Origin of the sequence: Pseudomonas sp. ChxA (assembly GCF_030263855.1) — a bacterium.
GTDB lineage: Bacteria > Pseudomonadota > Gammaproteobacteria > Pseudomonadales > Pseudomonadaceae > Aquipseudomonas > Aquipseudomonas fluorescens_CB.
The window spans coordinates 5,673,491-5,691,236 of the sequence record NZ_JARPMK010000001.1 but is presented as its reverse complement, the minus strand read 5'-3'; the positions used below and the strand labels follow the sequence as shown (position 1 = coordinate 5,691,236).

The following is a 17,746-nucleotide window of genomic DNA, read 5'->3' as shown; positions in this document are numbered from 1 at the left end:
CATTGCCCGGTGTCGATAGAATCCTTGGCTACATGACTCTGCTCTGACTTGGGCATCTGTATGCACTTCGATGAATTACTGGCACGGTCGGCCATGCTTGAGGACAGGCTTGTCGGCTTTTTCGCCCTGCCCTTGGTCAATGCCTCCAGTCGCCTGCAGGCAACCCAAGCTCTAGCTAGTCTAGGATTTGAGCACGCCCGGGGCCTGAAGCATCTGGTGGCAGCAGGGCTGTACACCTCTGCTGCAGCATTGCTGCGAGTACAGTACGAATCACTAGTTCGCGCACTGTGGGTGCTTTATGTAGCCAAGGATGGTCAGGCGGATTTAATGCTTGCTGAGCTCACACATGAGACGGCAAAGCAGGCAAGCAAAATCCCTATGCTCAGCCAAATGTTGGAAGAGATTGAGGTGAAAGCTCCGCACGCTCCGGTAGCACACCTAAAGGAGTTTAAGCATTACTCTTGGAGACCTTTGAGTTCCTACGTGCATGGAGGCATCCATGCAGTTAATCGTCACGGAAGGGGGTTTCCGCCAGAGCTGGTTTTAGCAGAGATCCAGCACTCGAATGGTCTGCTCGGAATCGCAGGCAATCTGCTTTTGATCCTTAGTGGTGTACCGCCGGAGACAGGGATGATGGCAGGCATCTACAAGGAGTTCCAAGACTGCTTCCCTGCTAATAACCCACCACACAAGCGTACGGCCGAACCGGCTCATTGACCGTTTGGAGTGGTCAGTTTTCGGCCAAGAGCAGACATTTCTGCGATGTTGAAGAGGCTCGCGCCCTGTTCAGTCTTAGGCCGTCAAGCCCCATGACATTTTTTATATTTCAGGCCAGAGCCACAGGGGCATCGATCATTTCTTCCTACCGCACCGAACATCTGCCCGATAGTAGGTTTCAACGCCTCATAGGCGAGTTGGGCAATGTAATTTGATTGATTTTCAACTTCCTGACGTTGCTCGCCAGTCAACCCGTCAAAATAAGGACCCAAACGTGTCATTTCAGCATCTGCGTCATCGTGCCGCCCGCATAGTGCCAGTATCACCGCATATTGGCTTCGTACCTGAACCAGCCTGTTCACCAGTCCAGCCGTATTTACAATCGGCAAAACGTGCTGCTCCATGACTTCTCTGGCGCCTTCATAGTCTTTCCTGGCGACAAATTCATCCGCCAAATCCTGGCCGACCCGCACCATAGACTCTGGCGCACCGGCCATGTTGTAGAACTTCATCGAATGAATACGGATGAATGGCGTTGGTTTTCCACGCGCTTGAAGGATTATTGCGTACAACTCTAGTGCGTCGGCGAGATGTTTGAGATGTTCATGAACATTTTCTGGGCGTTTTATAATTTTCCATAGCACATCCGCATTTTTACCCATCACATCTGCCGGACGAATACCGAACAGGTCGTAATATCCATCAGTGACCTTCCAGCACAGCGCTTCTGCCTCCTTATATCTCTTTAACTTCCATAGAGCTATGGCATGGTTATAGTCAAATATGCGTTCATGCTCAGCATCGGGCAACTTCGTGATGGCCTGCTCTACAAGCCGCTTAACCTCGTATGCGTTACCATTTTCTGCTGAGAATAATATCCGTTTCATTGCATATGCAATTTGTTCACGAAAATCAAACTTATACTCAATAAGAAGAGCTTCCATGGCCTCAAGTCGCTGGACGATTTTATCAGGACGGCCTTCTCGAAGCTCAGAGAAAACTAGTCCATCCAACGCCCAGAATTTATGAACAGGTTCCAGTGTATCTGAATTCGTTGCTCGCTCTAGACTTGCCAGTATGTCGACGTTAATACCCATCTCATAAAACAGCTCCTCGCCTGAAAGTGCGATGAGTGTCATGACATCGTTGAGTTTGATATAAACCTGGGTCAACAACGCGAATCTTGATGTGTCGCGAGTTTTGTGAAGGCTCACGACCAGCAGCTCTTTCAATGCCATAAGTGCGTTATTTGCCACCGCCGGATCCATAAGCTCCAAGTGCTGCAGCCCCAGTGCTCTGACGGCGTCATGTACCTTCAGCATCTGGTTCCCAAAATCTCAACGGTGCCGGTGGCCCGCATTTTCTTAAGAATTGAGGCAGCGCCACCTGTGGATACATTTAGTGACTTGACCAGAAGCTCACAAACTTCTTCGCGACTCAACCCCACATCAGTCAGGCTGAACAATGCCAGCGAATCCTGAGTTAACTTATCAAACCCCTGATAAATACGGGTAAGGATGACTTCCTGCGCAGTCTCGACACTGTTTTCCTGCTGCTGAAGTTCAGCGCACAGCACATCGACATTGCCTCCGTATTCTGTGACCGCTATTTTTGCAGCGCTCTGAACATACAGCGGCAGTCCACCGGTATAAGTCCGCAGTTGCTCGTAGCCTTGAGCGGTGGCATAGCCACCGAGATCGTCTACTGCTGCGGCCACCGTATCAATATCCCACCCCAAAAGTGCCTCACGCTGCAGTCCAGTAACAGCTTCCAGCTCGCGGACGTTGTCATGGGGCTGGCACAGCAGGACGAAACGAATGCATTTGGTTGCATTCAGTGTATCGCGCAGATTTTCTACAGGAACACGATGCGCATTATCTAAAATCAGCAGCAGGGTGGCTCCTTGCTGATCCAGAAATGTGTCGAATGTTCTGAGTGCCTCGTAACCACTGGCGCCCGGCAGCAGGATTTTTCGCAGACCATCCCGATCCGGTGTTGCAAATTTCGCTGCCAACTCACGAACCAGTGTGCTCGCCAGAGCAGGGCCCGGAAGGTCGCCGGTGTCATAGTAGGCACACAGCTGAGAGCAGTGTAGAGCTGCCTGCGCTGCCCACGCTGTCTTGCCTGCACCGGATAATCCGCAAATGATACGTACACGCTCGTCGGATGCGAGAGATGGCTCCAGTTTTTGTGGCCTGTAAAACGCTGGAGGTGCGGGGAAATCCTGTAGTTGAACGATGAGTTGCTCAAATAGCGCAGGTAGGTCTTTGGCGTGAAACGCATGCTGTTTGTTCGGGGCACTACCCGTGGCTGCAAGCTGCGCCAGTCCGGCTAGCTTCCATATCAGGGAATCCGGGACAACAATGAAAAATTCAGCTTCTCCGCTTGGGCGATACACCATGCCGCTGCATCAGTTAGCGACTCCCAGGCGGGCGGAAGTGCCGGGTGGCGTTCAGAAGTAGATTGGGGCCAAACGAAAAGAACATCAGGGGGGAGTTTTTTATCGTTGATAGTCTGCTGGAACTGAACGCTCGGTGCTTGGTTCGCGACGATAACAAAGGCAGCCTCGCCTTTGCGCATCCCCTCAGCATGCTCATTTCGCAGGTTTTCAAAACGCTCTAGGGCGCTTGAAATATCGCTGGGAATGATTGGTTTTGAACGGGTCTTAACCTGCACATAGATTCGTCCCTGATCGGTAACAAGCTCAATATCCTCATCAAGCTCAACCATCACCACATCGACGGCGGCCGCCTGCGCTAATAGCAAGCAACCAACGGTATACAGGTGCTGATATAAGAATCCTCTGTGTACCGCTTCGATGCGTATCAGTTGAGTAACATCTAGCACATCTGGAGTGCTTTTTTCATCGCCTCCCTGCATTTTTTTGATCTCTCGTAATTGCTAAATAGAATAAATTCGAATTAACACTACAACTCATGGAGTCGCCAGCGTACCCGAGCCCCTAGCTTCCGACCAGTCACGGTCTGCCCAGCCACGGCTCAATGATCGCGGTAATTCGCGGGTACTGACTGTCCGAGTTGCAGCTCGCAGATGTCTGCTCCTGGCCGACAGCGGCTATCACCAGAGTCCACTATCGGCCATTTTGCGCACGCAGCGCTCTTACTTACATGCCATCAGTTCGCTTTTTATCCTTCAAGTAATCTGCGTACATGTCAGCAAGCTCAGCCTCTCGGTCGCGATCCTGATCTGTCTCAATCTTGGTTACTGCTACCCAGCCCTCTTCGAATAGCCACTCACCAGGGCGCCGCACCAACGTAACTTCAACGTCCAGATAAAATTCACAACCAGCGTATGGACGATCTTGATCCTGCTCACCCGAGTAAGTAAACGAAACCTCCAGTACCAGTAGGCCTTTGGTTTCATCATACGACGAAGATGTCACCTCAAAATCTTCACACGAATAGTCGTAGGCATTGGTGTCTGCCGCTTCGCCCGATAGCAGGTTATCAATCTCCTCGCAAAATCGCTCGTACACTGGGCTCCCGTAAATAGCATCGGCAGGATCCGACGAACCTAGGGATGGTCTGAAGTAGTTGTGTATTTCTGGCTGACTTCAGCCCCTGCCGATTTTAAAAGCGGCAAATCGATCAAAAACGCTCAGATCACCCGCTTATTTCTGCGTTTTTAGCCGCCGCGAGCACCTCGCGGCAGCCATTTTCCACATTACAGGCGCACCTCTCCTGCATTCGCCAGTAAATGTCGGCGCGCCATCCACAGGTTCGACAGCGCGAACAGCGTCATCAGTTGCGCCGTGTTCTTCGCCAGACCACGGAAGCGCACCTTCACATAACCGAACTGGCGCTTGATCACCCGGAACGGATGCTCGACCTTGGCTCGTACCTGAGCCTTGGCCTTCTCAATCTTGCGCTTGGCTTTGTACAAAGCACTGCGCTTATCAAGCTTCTTGTAAGTACTACGGCGGGCGGCGATCTGCCAGATGACCCCCCGGCCTTCATGTTCAGGGCGTTTCTCGACGCCGGTGTAACCCGCGTCGGCACCGACCATGTTCTCATCGCCGTGCAGCAGCTTATCGACCTGGGTGACATCGGCCACGTTGGCCGCCGTGCCCACCACGCTGTGCACCAAGCCCGACTCATCATCGACACCGATGTGCGCCTTCATGCCGAAGCGGCGAGTCGGCCGCGGGAACTGCCCCCGCAGCCGCTCGCAGAACCGTACGTGACACTCTCGCGTCATACGGCTCCCGTTATCCAACCTTGCTGCCCGGTCACTCGCCAGTGATGAAACAGCCGGGGTACCACAGTCCGCATCTTGTCCAGCCATTGGCTAATGCGCCGCTTGCGCCTATGAAGAGCCTTGTATTTTCGTCGGGCCCAGCGTTCAAGCGCGCGGTCAATGTGCTGGAAGATGCCAAGCATGGCTGTCCGATAGAACGAGCCATAGTATTGCGACCACCCCTGTATCACTGGATTGTAGAGCCGAGCCACGTCGACCAGCGTCACGTGGGTTTGGCGATTGAGTCGCCACCTGCGTACCGCTTGCCGCATCCGCTTTAAGGCATCCGCACTCGCTCCCGGAAGGAAGCTCGTGAAGAGCTGGTCTTGTTTGCTGAGCGCCTTCCTCGGCCTAAAGGTGAAGCCGAGGAAGGTAAAGCTCACATGCGGATAACCTGCGCGACGGTTACTGTCCTTGCAGTACACGACCTTCGATTTCTCGGGGTGCATCGTCAAGCCACAGGCAGCCAGCCGTGAAGCAATGGAGCGCATCACGTACTCCGCTTGCTTTCGACTGCGGCAGTGCACCACCGCATCATCGGCGTAGCGGGCAAACGGGCAGTTGGGGCTGGTACGTTGCATCCAGGTGTCGAAGGCATAGTGCATGAACAGATTCATCAGGAGGGGACTGATCACTCCACCTTGCGGGGTGCCGCGTTCGCGTCGGACGCGCATACCGTGATCCGTTTCGAACGGCGCAACCAGCCACCGCTCGATGTACAGAAGTATCCAGTCCTCCTTGATGTGCAGGCGCACCGCCTTCATCAGCAACCCATGATTGATCTGATCGAAGGCTGCCTTGATATCAAACTCCACCACCCAGTCGTATCGCCAGCAGCGCTCACGCGTGATCGCCACCGCCTGCTTCGCTGATCGTCCCGGCCGGTACCCATAGGAGTCCGAGTGGAAGATCGAGTCCAGCTCCGGCTCGATGAGAAGCTTGACCACGGTTTGCGCGACACGATCACCAACCGTGGGCACTCCCAGCTTGCGCGTGCCTCCCGATGCCTTGGGAATTTCTACTTGCTTGACCGGAGGCGGGAGTACGACCCCGACGACATCCGATTCCACAGCTTGTAGAGATTCTTAGACAGATCCCGCTCGAAATCGGCGATGGTTTCATCGTCGATGCCGGCAGCACCGCGGTTGGCCCTGACCTGCTGGTAGGCGTCCCATACCGTGCGTTTCGCTATGTCATAAGGTTTCGCCGAGCTCACGCCACTCATCCCCGGAGGTTGGCAACGCTCGTCGGCCGGATAACGCCGCCCCTTCGCTCCACCTCCATTACAGAGGCTTCATCGCTACTACGGGAGGCTCCGCCCCTCGTTCCAGCATCGGTATTCTTCCTCATGGTGTTGGCCATTTGTCATTTTCCTTCGCATCTGGAACAAGGTTCTCACGTTCCGTACCAAAGCCTGTATGAAGATCATGCCGCCTATACACCGGCTGCCATCGGGTCCGTAAGCAGGTAACGCCCCGACTTGTCCTGAAGCCAGTACTCCACCTCAGTTTCGGCAGCACCTTGGGCATAACGATGCGTCATCGGACGGTTTGCTTTCGCTCATCTTCTCCATACTCACCTGCCATCCTCAGGGATGACTTTTCCTCGGTCGCTCACCACCACACCTTTTGGATGCCGCAGCACCGGGTGGTTTGAAGTCCGCTCCTGCAAGCCGACTTCGGAAGGCCTACTTCCATCTTCGGCACAGCAGCACAGGTCATCTGACCTGTGTTCGTGACACACAGTACTGGTTACCCTTCTTGGTCTGATGCATTTCCGGGTCGCGCTTACCGTCCTTGTTCTTGGTCGAACTCGGCGCATTGATCAGCGTGGCATCGACGATCGTGCCTTGGCGCAGCGACAGCCCTCGGTCGCCCAGATAGCCATTGATGACAGCCAAGATGCCGGCGGCTAGTTCGTGCTTCTCCAGCAAACGACGGAAGTTGAGGATGGTGGTTTCATCGGGGATACGCTCCAAGCTCAGCCCCGCGAACTGGCGCAGGATGGTGGTCTCGTACAGCGCCTCTTCCATCGCTGGATCGCTGTAACCGAACCAGTTTTGCATCAGGTGCACGCGCAGCATCGCCATCAGCGGATAGGCCGGACGACCGCCTTCACCCTTGGGATAATGCGGCTCGATCAAGGCAATCAAACCCTTCCACGGCACCACCCGATCCATCTCGATCAGGAACAACTCTTTGCGGGTTTGTTTGCGCTTACCGGCGTACTCGGCGTCGGCGAAGGTCATCTGCTTCATCGGGAAACTCGGTGGGTGGAATCCGGTATTTTGCCAAAATCTGGAAGTCTTCTTCAGAGTTTCCCTAGCATTAAGCTGGGCGCGACAACAGACGTCTAGTTGGGCGGCACCTGAAGGTTTCGACCAGCCACATAACGGCCTAGGTCAATCGACGGGCAAGAATAGAATGTCTCCTATAGTCCGCTAGTGTGCGCTCTCTTGCTTGGATGGCATTACGTTCTGGCCCAACGTTACTGTAGCGAATCCGCAGCAGTATCAATCAAAGCCTCCTGTATCCCGCGTGAAGAAAGACGCTACGTTGCGCCCGTTCTTCCACGGCTTCGCTTGCCGCCCCGCTACGGCAGATTCGAAGTATTCATCGAAATGTCATCCTTTAGAAGCAGTGCGGTAACAAGGAATTTCTACCCTTTGCATCGCGAACCGCAATTGTGCGGCCAGCAATATTGCGAAAGGTGATCAAATGACGCCCCATCCGATACAGGACGCCGTGCTGCGGGTCGACCGGTTGAGCGTCGTCTATCCAGGCGGCGTGACAGCCCTACGCGATACCTCGATTGCATTTCGGCGTGGTGAGTTCACCGTGCTGCTTGGTCTCTCGGGCGCAGGCAAGTCGACCTTGCTCCGTAGTCTCAATCGACTCGTCACGCCCACTGGCGGCAGTGTCACCAGCGAACTCGGTGAACTCGGCAGCGGCTCGGCCTTGCGTCAGCATCGTCGGCGTACCGCCATGATCTTTCAGCACCACCAGCTAATCGAACGTCAAAGCGCACTGGCTAATGCGCTTACCGGTCGGCTGGCCTTTCACAACACGCTCCGCTCGCTGTTTCCTCTGCCGCGTGCCGATCAGGAGATTGCGCTCAGTTGCCTCGCTCGGGTCGGTCTGGCAGACAAGGCGCTAAGCCGGGTGGACAAACTGTCCGGTGGCCAGCAGCAGCGGGTAGGCATCGCGCGTGCGCTAGCGCAACAGCCGGCGATCATTCTGGCCGATGAGCCGGTAGCCAGTCTCGACCCGGCCACTTCGGTCCGTGTTCTCGGATTGCTGCGCGACATCTGCAAGGAAGACGGCATCACCGCCATCGTTTCGCTGCATCAACTCGAATATGCCCGCCGCTTCGCCGATCGCGTCGTCGGGCTGGCCGATTCTCAGATTGTTTTCGATGCCGCGCCCTCGGAACTCACCGATGCGCAGCTTGAGCGCATCTATGCAGGCCGCTCTACGACTCAGCCAGCGAATGCTCCGGCTGAACCACCTGTCATGCTCGAACCTTCACTGGAGATGTCCCGATGAAACGCTTATCCGCGCTCTTATTGACTTGCTTGCTGTCCGCTGTTTCAAGTTTGTCCGCCCTAGCGGCCGATGCCGATCCGGATGCGCTAAAGGTTGCCCTGCTGCCGGACGAAAACGCCTCCGAGCTGATCAAGCGTAACCAGCCGCTGAAGGATTATCTGGAAGAGCATCTGGACAAGAAGGTGCAGCTGATCGTAACCACCGACTATTCCTCGATGATTGAGGCGATGGCGCTTTGGCCGTATCGACCTGGCGTATTTCGGTCCGCTGTCCTACGTCATGGCCAAAAGCAAAAGCGACATCGAGCCCTTCGCTGCCATGGTCATCGACGGCAAGCCGACCTATCGCTCGGTGATTATCGCCAATGTGGCGTCAGGCGTGAATGAGTATGCCGACCTTAAGGGCAAGAAGATGGCCTATGGTGACCGGGCATCGACGTCCAGCCATTTGATTCCCAAAACCGTGCTTCTTGAGACGGCCGATTTGACGGGTGGGCAGGACTACGAACAACATTTTGTGGGCACGCATGACGCCGTTGCCGTCAACGTGGCGAACGGCAACGCCGATGCGGGTGGGCTGTCGGAGGTAATTTTCAATCACGTAGCCGAACGTGGCCTAATCGATCCGAGCAAGGTGAAAGTACTTGGTTACAGCGGCGAATACCCCCAGTACCCCTGGGCGATGCGCTCGAACCTGAGCCCCGAGCTGAAAACCAAGGTGCGGGATGTATTCGTCGGTATCGACGATCCCGAAGCGCTGCGCAACTTCAAGGCCGAGGCCTTCGCGCCAATCACCGACGCCGACTACGATGTGATCCGCAACATGGGATCGCTGCTCGGCCTCGACTTCGCCACGATGTGAGCACCGATATGTCTACTCATTACGACGTGCAGGCGCTGCCTGCAGAGCAACGCGAGCACATCCTTCGAGGCTTCGGCCTCGGTTGGCGGCGCCAGCTGGGCAGGTGGCGATTGTATTCGGAGTGGTGCTGTTGGCCTGCTGGTACGTGGGGCTGCCGATGCCACCACGCTGCTGAACGGGCTGCCCTCCATCGCGACCCTGGCAGGCGAGGCCATGCCGCCAGACTTTTCGGGCTATCGAAGCTGGATTCGCCCCTTGATCGACACCTTGGCGATGAGCATCGCCGGTACGGCCATCGCAGTGGTGTTCTCGCTGGTGGTGGCCTTCGTTGCAGCGCGCAATACGGCGCCGCACCCCCTTGTGTTCGGTGTTGCCCGGGTGCTGCTCAATGCCCTGCGGTCGGTGCCGGAGCTGATCATGGGCATCATCTTCGTTGCAGCCGTAGGGTTCGGCGCCTTGCCGGGCGGTGCTTGCCCTGGGTCTGCATTCGGTCGGCATGGTCGGCAAGTTCTTCGCCGAGGCCATCGAGCACGTCGACGAAGCGCCGGTGGAAGCCGCTCGGGCGGCGGGGGCTACGCCGATGCAAGTGCTGCTGCACGCGGTTTTGCCACAGGTGACGCCGCAGTTCGCCGACGTGGCGATCTACCGCTGGGAATACAACTTTCGCGCCTCCACCGTGATGGGCATGGTTGGCGCCGGCGGTATCGGCTTCGAACTCATGGGCTCGCTGCGCATCATGCAGTACCAGGAGGTTGCAGCAATCCTGCTGGTCATCCTGGCCATGGTCACGCTAGTAGACGCCTTCAGTGGCGTGCTGCGCAAACGTTTCAAATAGGACAAACCATGCTGCCGAAACTCGTTATAACTCACCGAGTACACGATGAGATCCTGCAACTGCTGGCGCCACATTGCGAGCTGATGACCAACCAGACCGACAGCACGCTGACGCGCGAGGAAATTCTGCGCCGCTGCCGCGATGCTCAGGCGATGATGGCGTTCATGCCCGATCGGGTCGATGCAGACTTTCTTCAAGCCTGCCCTGAGCTGCGTGTAGTCGGCTGCGCGCTCAAGGGCTTCGACAATTTCGATGTGGACGCCTGTACTGCCCGCGGGGTCTGGCTGACCTTCGTGCCTGATCTGTTGACGGTCCCGACTGCCGAGCTGGCGATCGGACTGGCGGTGGGGCTGGGGCGGCATCTGCGGGCAGCAGATGCGTTCGTCCGCTCTGGCGAGTTCCAGGGCTGGCAACCACAGTTCTACGGCACGGGGCTGGATAACGCTACGGTCGGCATCCTTGGCATGGGCGCCATCGGACTGGCCATGGCTGATCGCTTGCAGGGATGGGGCGCGACCCTGCAGTACCACGAGGCGAAGGCTCTGGATACACAAACCGAGCAACGGCTCGGCCTGCGCCAGGTGGCGTGCAGCGAACTCTTCGCCAGCTCGGACTTCATCCTGCTGGCGCTTCCCTTGAATGCCGATACCCAGCATCTGGTCAACGCCGAGCTGCTTGCCCTCGTACGGCCGGGCGCTCTGCTTGTAAACCCCTGTCGTGGTTCGGTAGTGGATGAAGCCGCCGTGCTCGCGGCGCTTGAGCGAGGCCAGCTCGGCGGGTATGCGGCGGATGTATTCGAAATGGAAGACTGGGCTCGCGCGGACCGGCCGCGGCTGATCGATCCTGCGCTGCTCGCGCATCCGAATACGCTGTTCACTCCGCACATAGGGTCGGCAGTGCGCGCGGTGCGCCTGGAGATTGAACGTTGTGCAGCGCAGAACATCATCCAGGTATTGGCAGGTGCGCGCCCAATCAACGCTGCGAACCGTCTGCCCAAGGCCGAGCCTGCCGCATGTTGAATCCGGTCTGGCTGAAGAGCCTGGTAGCGATCGTTCAAACAGGCAGTTTTCAGAGCGCGGCGAGGGCGTTGGGGCTGGCCCAGCCGACGGTGTCGCAGCACTTGCAGAAGCTTGAAGAGCAGGTCGGCGTAACGCTGGTGCAGCGCAGTCGTAGCGGCTGCCAGCCTACCACACGGGCGCTGGCCTTCATGCCGCATGCGACCGCCTTGCTCGACATGCACGCCCGGGCGCTAGAAGCCCTGCATGGCAATCGTGAGCGCGTCGGGGCCAGCTCCAACATCGGCACCTACCTTCTCCAGCCATTCGTGCGCAACTATCTGACGACCGCAAATGAGAGGGGCGAGGTGGATCTGCGCATCGCCGCCAACCCGGATGTGGCCGACCAGCTACTGGCGGGCCAGCTCGACGCCGCGATCATGGAATGGTGGCTACCTCACCCCGACTTCGAACACCGCCTCTGGCGGGTCGAGCCGCTGGCGCTTATCGTCAGCCCCGACCATGCGCTGGCTGAAGCAGGGTGCATAGAACGTGATCGTCTGGTGGACCTGCCGATGCTGGGAGGTGAACCGGGTAGCGGTACCGGACGGCTTCTGACCGAATACTTTGGCGAACTGGGCGTGCCTCGCAGCGGTATGCAGCTAGGCAGCACCGAGGCAGTCAAACAAGCAGTGAGGGCGGGACTCGGCGTGTCGTTGGTGATGGCTTCCGCAGTACAAGACGAAGTTCGCAGTGGCGCGCTGGTAGCTCTTCCCATCCCGGGGCTTGAAAAGCGTCTCCAACTGATCTGGCGCAAACCTCCCGGAAATCTGCACCCGCCGGGATTTGTGCGGCACTTATTGGAGGAGGCAGATCTAGCTGGATAAGGTGATGGATGGTTGCGATCCAGCGCTTGGCTTGTCAGCCTAGGGAAACTCTGAAAAAGACTTTCTGATTTGGCAAAATACCGCGACCCCACCCACCGAGTTTCCCGATGAAGCAGATGACCTTCGCCGACGCCGAGTACGCTGGCAAGCGCAAGCAAACCCGCAAGGAGTTGTTCCTGATCGAGATGGATCGGGTGGTGCCGTGGAAGGGCTTGATTGCTTTGATCGAGCCACATTATCCGAAAGGTGAAGGTGGCCGTCCGGCCTACCCGTTGATGGCGATGCTGCGTGTGCATCTGCTGCAGAACTGGTTCGGCTACAGCGATCCAGCGATGGAGGAAGCGCTGTACGAAACCACGATCCTGCGCCAGTTTGCCGGGCTGAACCTGGAGCGCATCCCCGACGAAACCACCATTCTCAACTTCCGCCGCTTGCTGGAGAAACACGAGCTGGCGGCCGGCATCCTCGCTGTCATCAATGGCTATCTGGGCGACCGCGGCCTGTCGCTGCGCCAGGGCACCATCGTCGATGCAACGCTGATCAATGCGCCCAGTTCGACCAAGAACAAGGACGGCAAGCGCGACCCGGAAATGCACCAGACCAAGAAGGGAAACCAGTATTATTTTGGCATGAAGGCCCACATCGGCGCCGATGACGAATCGGGTCTGGTGCACAGCGTAGTGGGCACGGCGGCCAATGTGGCGGATGTCACCCAGGTGGACAAATTGCTGCATGGCGACGAAAACGTGGTCTGCGCCGATGCAGGCTACACCGGTGTCGAAAAGCGGCCCGAGCATGAAGGACGTGAAGTTATCTGGCAGGTGGCGGCACGCCGCAGCACCTACAAAAAACTCGATAAGCGCAGCGTGCTGTACAAAGCCAAGCGCAAGATTGAAAAGGCCAAGGCTCAGGTGCGCGCCAAGGTCGAGCATCCGTTCCGGGTAATCAAGCGCCAGTTCGGTTACACCAAGGTGCGCTTTCGCGGCTTGGCCAAAAACACGGCGCAACTGGTGACACTGTTCGCTCTGTCGAACCTGTGGATGGCGCGCCGACATTTACTGACGAATGCAGGAGAGGTGCGCCTGTAATGCGGGAAATGGCCACCGGAGTGGGGTCCGGGTGGCGAAAACGTAAGAAATACTCGTCGAATTGATTGTTTTTTGATCATTTGGCGAGTTTAAAAGTTGCGCTAGGTGGTATGCCGGGAAATACATGGCTACTTCAGACCATCCCTAGTGCCTGTTCTATACCACAATCTCAGAGTAATTATGTCGGTCTAAAATAGCGGACAAACCAGCATCAACGCGTGAGCGATGAAGATCAGTCAGAAGATTGTCGTGCACATATCGGTTGACTAGATGAACATAGTATTCAAGTGTAGTTCTAACATTAGTGTGGCCCAGCATTTTCCTGAGATCTTCGTCGAGCGCTGCATCGTAAACAAAACTCCTTCCAAGTCTATTCTGGGCTTTCAACGCCTCATAAACAAAATATGTCGCACAGGTGTGCCTGAGCATTCGTGCATTGAATCGTATGGCTTTAAAATCAGTAGCGCTCTCGGAGTTCTTCGCTGCAGAAACCACCTTGCTAAAGTTATAACCAAGCATTCCATGAGTAACAACATCACCACGAGCGGAAAGAAACAAGTCGCTATTCCTTGGTGGAATGCCATGCTTAGCCTCATATAGCTTCGCTCGTTGCCGCCTTAAGGGTAAATAATACTCGCAAATAACTCTCCACAGCTTCCCTGGAAAGTCTATGGAACGCCATTTTCCCTTGGACCTAAAATAATAATAGATAGCTCCATTATCTAACCCTTCTGGGTACTCACCCTCATCATAAGGAATGAATCCATAATTTTCATTTTTCCCTCGGTAGGGCAATTGAAAAAGATCAATCGGTCTAAGCCCGGTAATTCGTATGATCGCTGCGATAATTTGATAAACAGGATCATTCATCACACCGAGAGCTATTTCATAATCAGTTTGCCTTACAAATTTCTGCATTTCTCGTTGATGCATTGCTGGTCTACCACTGGGCAGATTAAATCCCAAGGTAGTAACTTTAACCCCTGGGTTGATATGGGCCAGGAGTTTCTGGTCTTTCAGCATGTATCGGATATCAGTCCTACTGATATCCAAATAGTGTTTATAGCCCTGCCTTTCGGCCCACTGATAGAAGCTCCAGACCCTTGCCGCAATGTGATACATGGTTTTGTGAGACGGACCATCAGGAAGCGCATCCGTTGGAGATGCTATGTGAACAAGGAAGGCATCAAAAACATCCTCATCCACCAACTGCCAGTTCTGCGCACCAAATACAACTTCACCCCCTTCGATTGGGCTATCGTCCAACCACTGCAAAAACCTTCTCAGGATATTCGCATAGTTTCTTGTCGTTTCATCACTCCTTGAACGTATCTTCGAGACAGCCATCGCCCACATGGTCGGTGCTTCAAGGACGTTGTGATTATCATCAAAATAAATTCCTACGCGCGCTCGCATATAGCCAGAGTGGCTGGCCAAACCGTTTCCAAAATGAAGGATACACACAATTATTTTGGCCTCGATAAGGGGTACATCAGAAGTGACTTAGAAACATCACTTAAATACTGATTAAACTGACAAAGCGAAGCAGATAAATCAACTAACCGTAGCTCAAATTCCTCGTCATGAGTTGAACCATTCTGGGGAACACAATTAGTATCCGCACTGCGCGCATATAGAACACCATGTGCTCTTAATTCGGATTCTAGGTCACGAAGCAGAGCTACTACCTGTGAATTTTGATAAATTAAGCTCCGCTTAATCCCACATGCTTCAACAAGCTTTACTCTTGAAAGCCTAGTCATATCTGCTGAACCGTATTCCGCCCAGTCTCCCAAGCGACGTCGCTCTTCAACAAACGATTGGAAACGCTTCAGACCATTCACTGATTTCATGCCAAAATGATTGAGTCGAAATTTTCGCTGAATTGTATTTCTTCGAGCCGCGCAGCCGCACCTTTAATGGATAAAATATTCAATTCAAGAGCCGCACCATTGAACTGTTTTTCGGCCCTAGAGATACAGACATCAAGGCCTATACTAAATCGAACACAGTGCACAGGCACGTTAAATTCCTTCCTAATTCTAGAAATTAACAAACTCCGAATTGAAACTGTATCACTTGCTCCACTAACATATAAGGATACACCTGGAGTAGATGGCTTGTGGTTTTCAATCCAAGATGACTTGCCGCACATTGGAAGACCGAACATTATGTAGACTGTGGTAACAAGTGAAGATCGATTTTGATTAGATAACGAGTCCAGTTTCTCCAAAAAATTCAGAATGGCCTCAGATTCTGATACTGCATTAGGCACTTCCAAAATAATTTTTGAAGTAATAATTCCTGATACCGCAGGAGTTAATGATTCAGCAAGAGCCGCCTTGAGATCTGCACGCAAAATTGCGTTCTGATTCTTCTGATGAGTTAGCTCTTGAAGGACCTTAGCCTTCTCAACTTGCTTAGCTGGCTTTTCACTAGCCAACGCAAAGTAATATTGCACCCTCTCGATCAACTGATTATATGTGGTGTTAGCTCTCTCCCTTAGTAGGGATAACTGCTCCTCCAACTCTTTCAGTCGATGATGTATTTCTTGAGAGTTTTTGAGTGGTTGTTCGAAAACCACACTTGAATCCTCTACATCCCCCCCCGAATGAACTGTTCTTTTTATGACTTCCCTGACCTTCACCCAGTCAGGATCATGCTTTTGATTGATTGTTGCCCGAGCGACACCAGATAATTTAGCAACCTCCATCACGGATATTTTTTTTCGGCCGCCTCTGTGGAGCGCTGAAATAGTCCCATATACCCGGTTGAGCAGTTCTTGCTTAGCCATTCGCTACCTGCTTAAGGAAATTATGTGCCTCATCCCCTACAACCTCGTGAAGCCTCTTAAAAGCTTCAGCGATTCGTTTCTGCGAATACTCCTTCTGAGTCGCTCCACAGTACCTATGCTTAATCATATTATCGTGGAAAATTATCTCATTCTTTAATGATGGAACATTAGCCTCGACAAATGCAGCATATCTACAATTATATGGGTCACACGCAAACAAATTTGGATGAAGCCTCGACCCAGGGCTATCATTCTTAGCATCACAAGGTGACTCGCTGGTAAGTCCTGGCGTTCGCAAACAGATTGCAAGATTCGTTCTATGCAAAAGCTTCACACCTTCATCAAGCAAAGATGCGACATACTGACTTAAGCTTTCTTTCCCCGCGTTTTGCAATTTAGCCCTGAGTATTGGAGAAGAATTAGCAGTCTTGGCCAACCTTTTCCCGCCAATGCCCCCAATTTGACCAGAAATGACTCCTTGCAAAACTTCGACAAGAATCTCCGTATTTTCCTCAATCAAGGTAGCTTTGACTTCATCGTTCACGCCAGGTAAAGAAAGGATGTACTTTAGCGTCATTTTTAAGCTACGGTGAGAAAAAAGGCGTTTAATAATTTCTAGATTACGCGAGTCTTGATGAATTATATAAAGGGCTAGAGACTTCCGAAAACGATGTGGGTGTACTCTATATTGAATACCTAGGTTGCCTGCCACTCGATTGCAAGATCGCTCAATCCCAGTGGTCTGCGGAATGTTTCCAAAACTGAACTTTGGTATCTTGGCAAACAGATAGTCGTGCTTACCATAAGCACGAGCATCACGTCCCATTTCTACTACGACTTCAATTGCGTCCGCAGCAATTTTCGGAATAGGTATTGTTTTAATATCGCCCTGTGAAGAAATCGAAGTTTTGAAAACAGTATAAGTAAGCCAATATCCATCAGCCTTAAATGAAAGACAATCCACCTTAAGTCCAATGACCTCTGATCGACGCATGCCAGTCAGACAAAGAAGAAGTACGATACACGCATCTATCAGAGCTACAACGACGCTAATTACAGCTGCTTGATTTAAATACTGCCCCTCATCATTCTCATGCGTTCTTTCTTTGATTACTATTCCCCACCAGGGCATACCGTTATCTAGCAACTTTGGCTTATAATCCCTAAATCTTTCAACCCCCTCAACGGACGCCGTTGAAACACCAAAATTAATCGCGGCAAGCTTTTCGGGAGTCTCAAAAGCGCCTACTATCGTTGGTGCAAAGTTTTTATACAACCATAGGACATCAGCGCTATAGTTTTCAACAAATCCCACGCAGTATTTAAATATTTCTGCATAGTCATCGAGCGGAATTGGTTCGAAAGGTCGAGAGGACTCGTCGTATTCTCTTCTATATTTGGCGACAAGATCTTTAGTTACGTATGAATCGTATAGTGAGTACTCTGGCGGAAGCATACCCATCGATGACATGCCCTGCCAGAAGGACATTAAGTAACAGAACTCCCACTTAATTCCAGAGGTGGGAAGCGACTCTATATAGTGCTCCACACTCGACTTGGCCAAATCATTCACCGTCCTATAATCTGGTGAATTATCAGAACCTAAATATAGACCCTCGGCATGAAACAACCCGACAAGTCTTAATACTTTAGTTTTATCTGTCTCTAGAGATGTATAAGCATTAACACGACCATGAATTCCGAAATGCGGTACACGGTAAAATAGCAGCGCCCTAGCAATATTCACCCAATGTTCGTGCCCTACGC

16 protein-coding genes and 3 pseudogenes are annotated in these 17,746 nt (G+C 53.5%); 7 read left to right on the top strand and 12 right to left on the bottom strand.

The window, feature by feature from the left end; translation table 11 throughout:
- Nucleotides 1-60 precede the first annotated feature (60 nt).
- The gene (locus tag P5706_RS25680) at nt 61-717 is read left to right on the top strand and encodes a DUF6988 family protein (RefSeq protein WP_090401280.1); all 657 of its coding nucleotides are present in this window, start codon (nt 61-63) and stop codon (nt 715-717) included.
- A gap of 83 nt (nt 718-800) precedes the next feature.
- On the opposite strand, the gene P5706_RS25675 is transcribed toward P5706_RS25680, so the two are convergent.
- The 7 genes and pseudogenes from P5706_RS25675 to P5706_RS25645 all read right to left on the bottom strand — a co-directional run.
- Nucleotides 801-2,039, bottom strand: a complete 1,239-nt coding sequence (locus P5706_RS25675) for a YecA family protein (protein WP_285678264.1) — start codon at nt 2,037-2,039, stop codon at nt 801-803.
- Nucleotides 2,033-3,118, bottom strand: a complete 1,086-nt coding sequence (locus tag P5706_RS25670; RefSeq protein WP_285682623.1) for an ATP-binding protein — start codon at nt 3,116-3,118, stop codon at nt 2,033-2,035. Before P5706_RS25670 ends, P5706_RS25675 begins: the two co-directional genes overlap by 7 nt.
- Entirely contained in the window at nt 3,061-3,597 is a 537-nt protein-coding gene (locus P5706_RS25665; RefSeq protein WP_285682621.1) for a dsDNA nuclease domain-containing protein, read from the bottom strand. The genes P5706_RS25670 and P5706_RS25665 overlap by 58 nt, the downstream gene beginning before the upstream one ends.
- 244 nt (nt 3,598-3,841) lie before the next feature.
- Nucleotides 3,842-4,213: a hypothetical protein gene (locus P5706_RS25660; RefSeq protein WP_051488632.1), complete on the bottom strand. Its 372-nt coding sequence runs from the start codon at nt 4,211-4,213 to the stop codon at nt 3,842-3,844.
- A 188-nt stretch (nt 4,214-4,401) separates the two neighbouring features.
- Nucleotides 4,402-4,935: an IS5 family transposase gene (locus P5706_RS25655; protein WP_502945506.1), complete on the bottom strand. Its 534-nt coding sequence runs from the start codon at nt 4,933-4,935 to the stop codon at nt 4,402-4,404.
- Nucleotides 4,932-6,199, bottom strand: a pseudogene (gene ltrA, locus P5706_RS25650) (group II intron reverse transcriptase/maturase). The gene P5706_RS25655 and the pseudogene ltrA overlap by 4 nt, the downstream one beginning before the upstream one ends.
- Nucleotides 6,200-6,718: 519 nt before the next feature.
- Nucleotides 6,719-7,231 (bottom strand): annotated as a pseudogene (locus P5706_RS25645) (IS5-like element ISPre1 family transposase); the annotation flags it as partial.
- Between the two features lie 460 nt (nt 7,232-7,691).
- Between P5706_RS25645 and phnC the strand changes: the two are divergent.
- Nucleotides 7,692-8,519 carry a phosphonate ABC transporter ATP-binding protein gene (phnC, locus tag P5706_RS25640; protein ID WP_285682617.1) on the top strand — a complete coding sequence of 276 codons (828 nt, stop codon included), beginning with the start codon at nt 7,692-7,694 and terminating at the stop codon, nt 8,517-8,519.
- A pseudogene (gene phnD, locus P5706_RS25635) lies at nt 8,516-9,380 on the top strand (phosphate/phosphite/phosphonate ABC transporter substrate-binding protein). The gene phnC and the pseudogene phnD overlap by 4 nt, the downstream one beginning before the upstream one ends.
- Before the next feature lie 233 nt (nt 9,381-9,613).
- On the opposite strand, the gene P5706_RS37275 reads toward phnD, so the two are convergent.
- Nucleotides 9,614-9,799: a hypothetical protein gene (locus P5706_RS37275; RefSeq protein ID WP_502945505.1), complete on the bottom strand. Its 186-nt coding sequence runs from the start codon at nt 9,797-9,799 to the stop codon at nt 9,614-9,616.
- 47 nt (nt 9,800-9,846) lie between these two features.
- Here P5706_RS37275 and P5706_RS37270 point away from each other — a divergent pair, with 47 nt between their 5' ends.
- From P5706_RS37270 to P5706_RS25615, 4 genes are all read left to right on the top strand, one after another.
- Nucleotides 9,847-10,215, top strand: coding sequence for a PhnE/PtxC family ABC transporter permease (locus tag P5706_RS37270; RefSeq protein WP_502945504.1), 369 nt, complete (start codon nt 9,847-9,849; stop codon nt 10,213-10,215).
- A gap of 8 nt (nt 10,216-10,223) precedes the next feature.
- Nucleotides 10,224-11,234 (top strand): phosphonate dehydrogenase PtxD, encoded by a 1,011-nt coding sequence (gene ptxD / locus P5706_RS25625; RefSeq protein WP_003118429.1) that lies wholly within the window; start codon nt 10,224-10,226, stop codon nt 11,232-11,234.
- A complete protein-coding gene (locus P5706_RS25620) occupies nt 11,228-12,097 on the top strand; it encodes a LysR family transcriptional regulator (RefSeq protein WP_285682615.1) in 870 nt (289 codons plus the stop codon). The genes ptxD and P5706_RS25620 overlap by 7 nt, the downstream gene beginning before the upstream one ends.
- 107 nt (nt 12,098-12,204) lie before the next feature.
- Nucleotides 12,205-13,185 (top strand): IS5-like element IS1384 family transposase, encoded by a 981-nt coding sequence (locus P5706_RS25615; RefSeq protein ID WP_010466230.1) that lies wholly within the window; start codon nt 12,205-12,207, stop codon nt 13,183-13,185.
- A 156-nt stretch (nt 13,186-13,341) separates the two neighbouring features.
- On the opposite strand, the gene P5706_RS25610 is transcribed toward P5706_RS25615, so the two are convergent.
- Genes P5706_RS25610 through P5706_RS25600 form a run of 4 tightly spaced genes read right to left on the bottom strand, consistent with a single transcriptional unit; the run spans nt 13,342 to nt 17,726 of the window.
- Complete coding sequence (locus P5706_RS25610; protein ID WP_169882235.1) at nt 13,342-14,622, bottom strand: tyrosine-type recombinase/integrase; 1,281 nt, start codon at nt 14,620-14,622, stop codon at nt 13,342-13,344.
- A 29-nt stretch (nt 14,623-14,651) separates the two neighbouring features.
- The gene (locus tag P5706_RS37265; protein WP_488117650.1) at nt 14,652-15,038 is read right to left on the bottom strand and encodes a VPA1267 family protein; all 387 of its coding nucleotides are present in this window, start codon (nt 15,036-15,038) and stop codon (nt 14,652-14,654) included.
- Complete coding sequence (locus P5706_RS25605; RefSeq protein ID WP_058410472.1) at nt 15,035-15,979, bottom strand: hypothetical protein; 945 nt, start codon at nt 15,977-15,979, stop codon at nt 15,035-15,037. Before P5706_RS25605 ends, P5706_RS37265 begins: the two co-directional genes overlap by 4 nt.
- Nucleotides 15,972-17,726, bottom strand: a complete 1,755-nt coding sequence (locus tag P5706_RS25600) for a tyrosine-type recombinase/integrase (protein WP_285682612.1) — start codon at nt 17,724-17,726, stop codon at nt 15,972-15,974. Before P5706_RS25600 ends, P5706_RS25605 begins: the two co-directional genes overlap by 8 nt.
- Nucleotides 17,727-17,746: the final 20 nt, after the last annotated feature.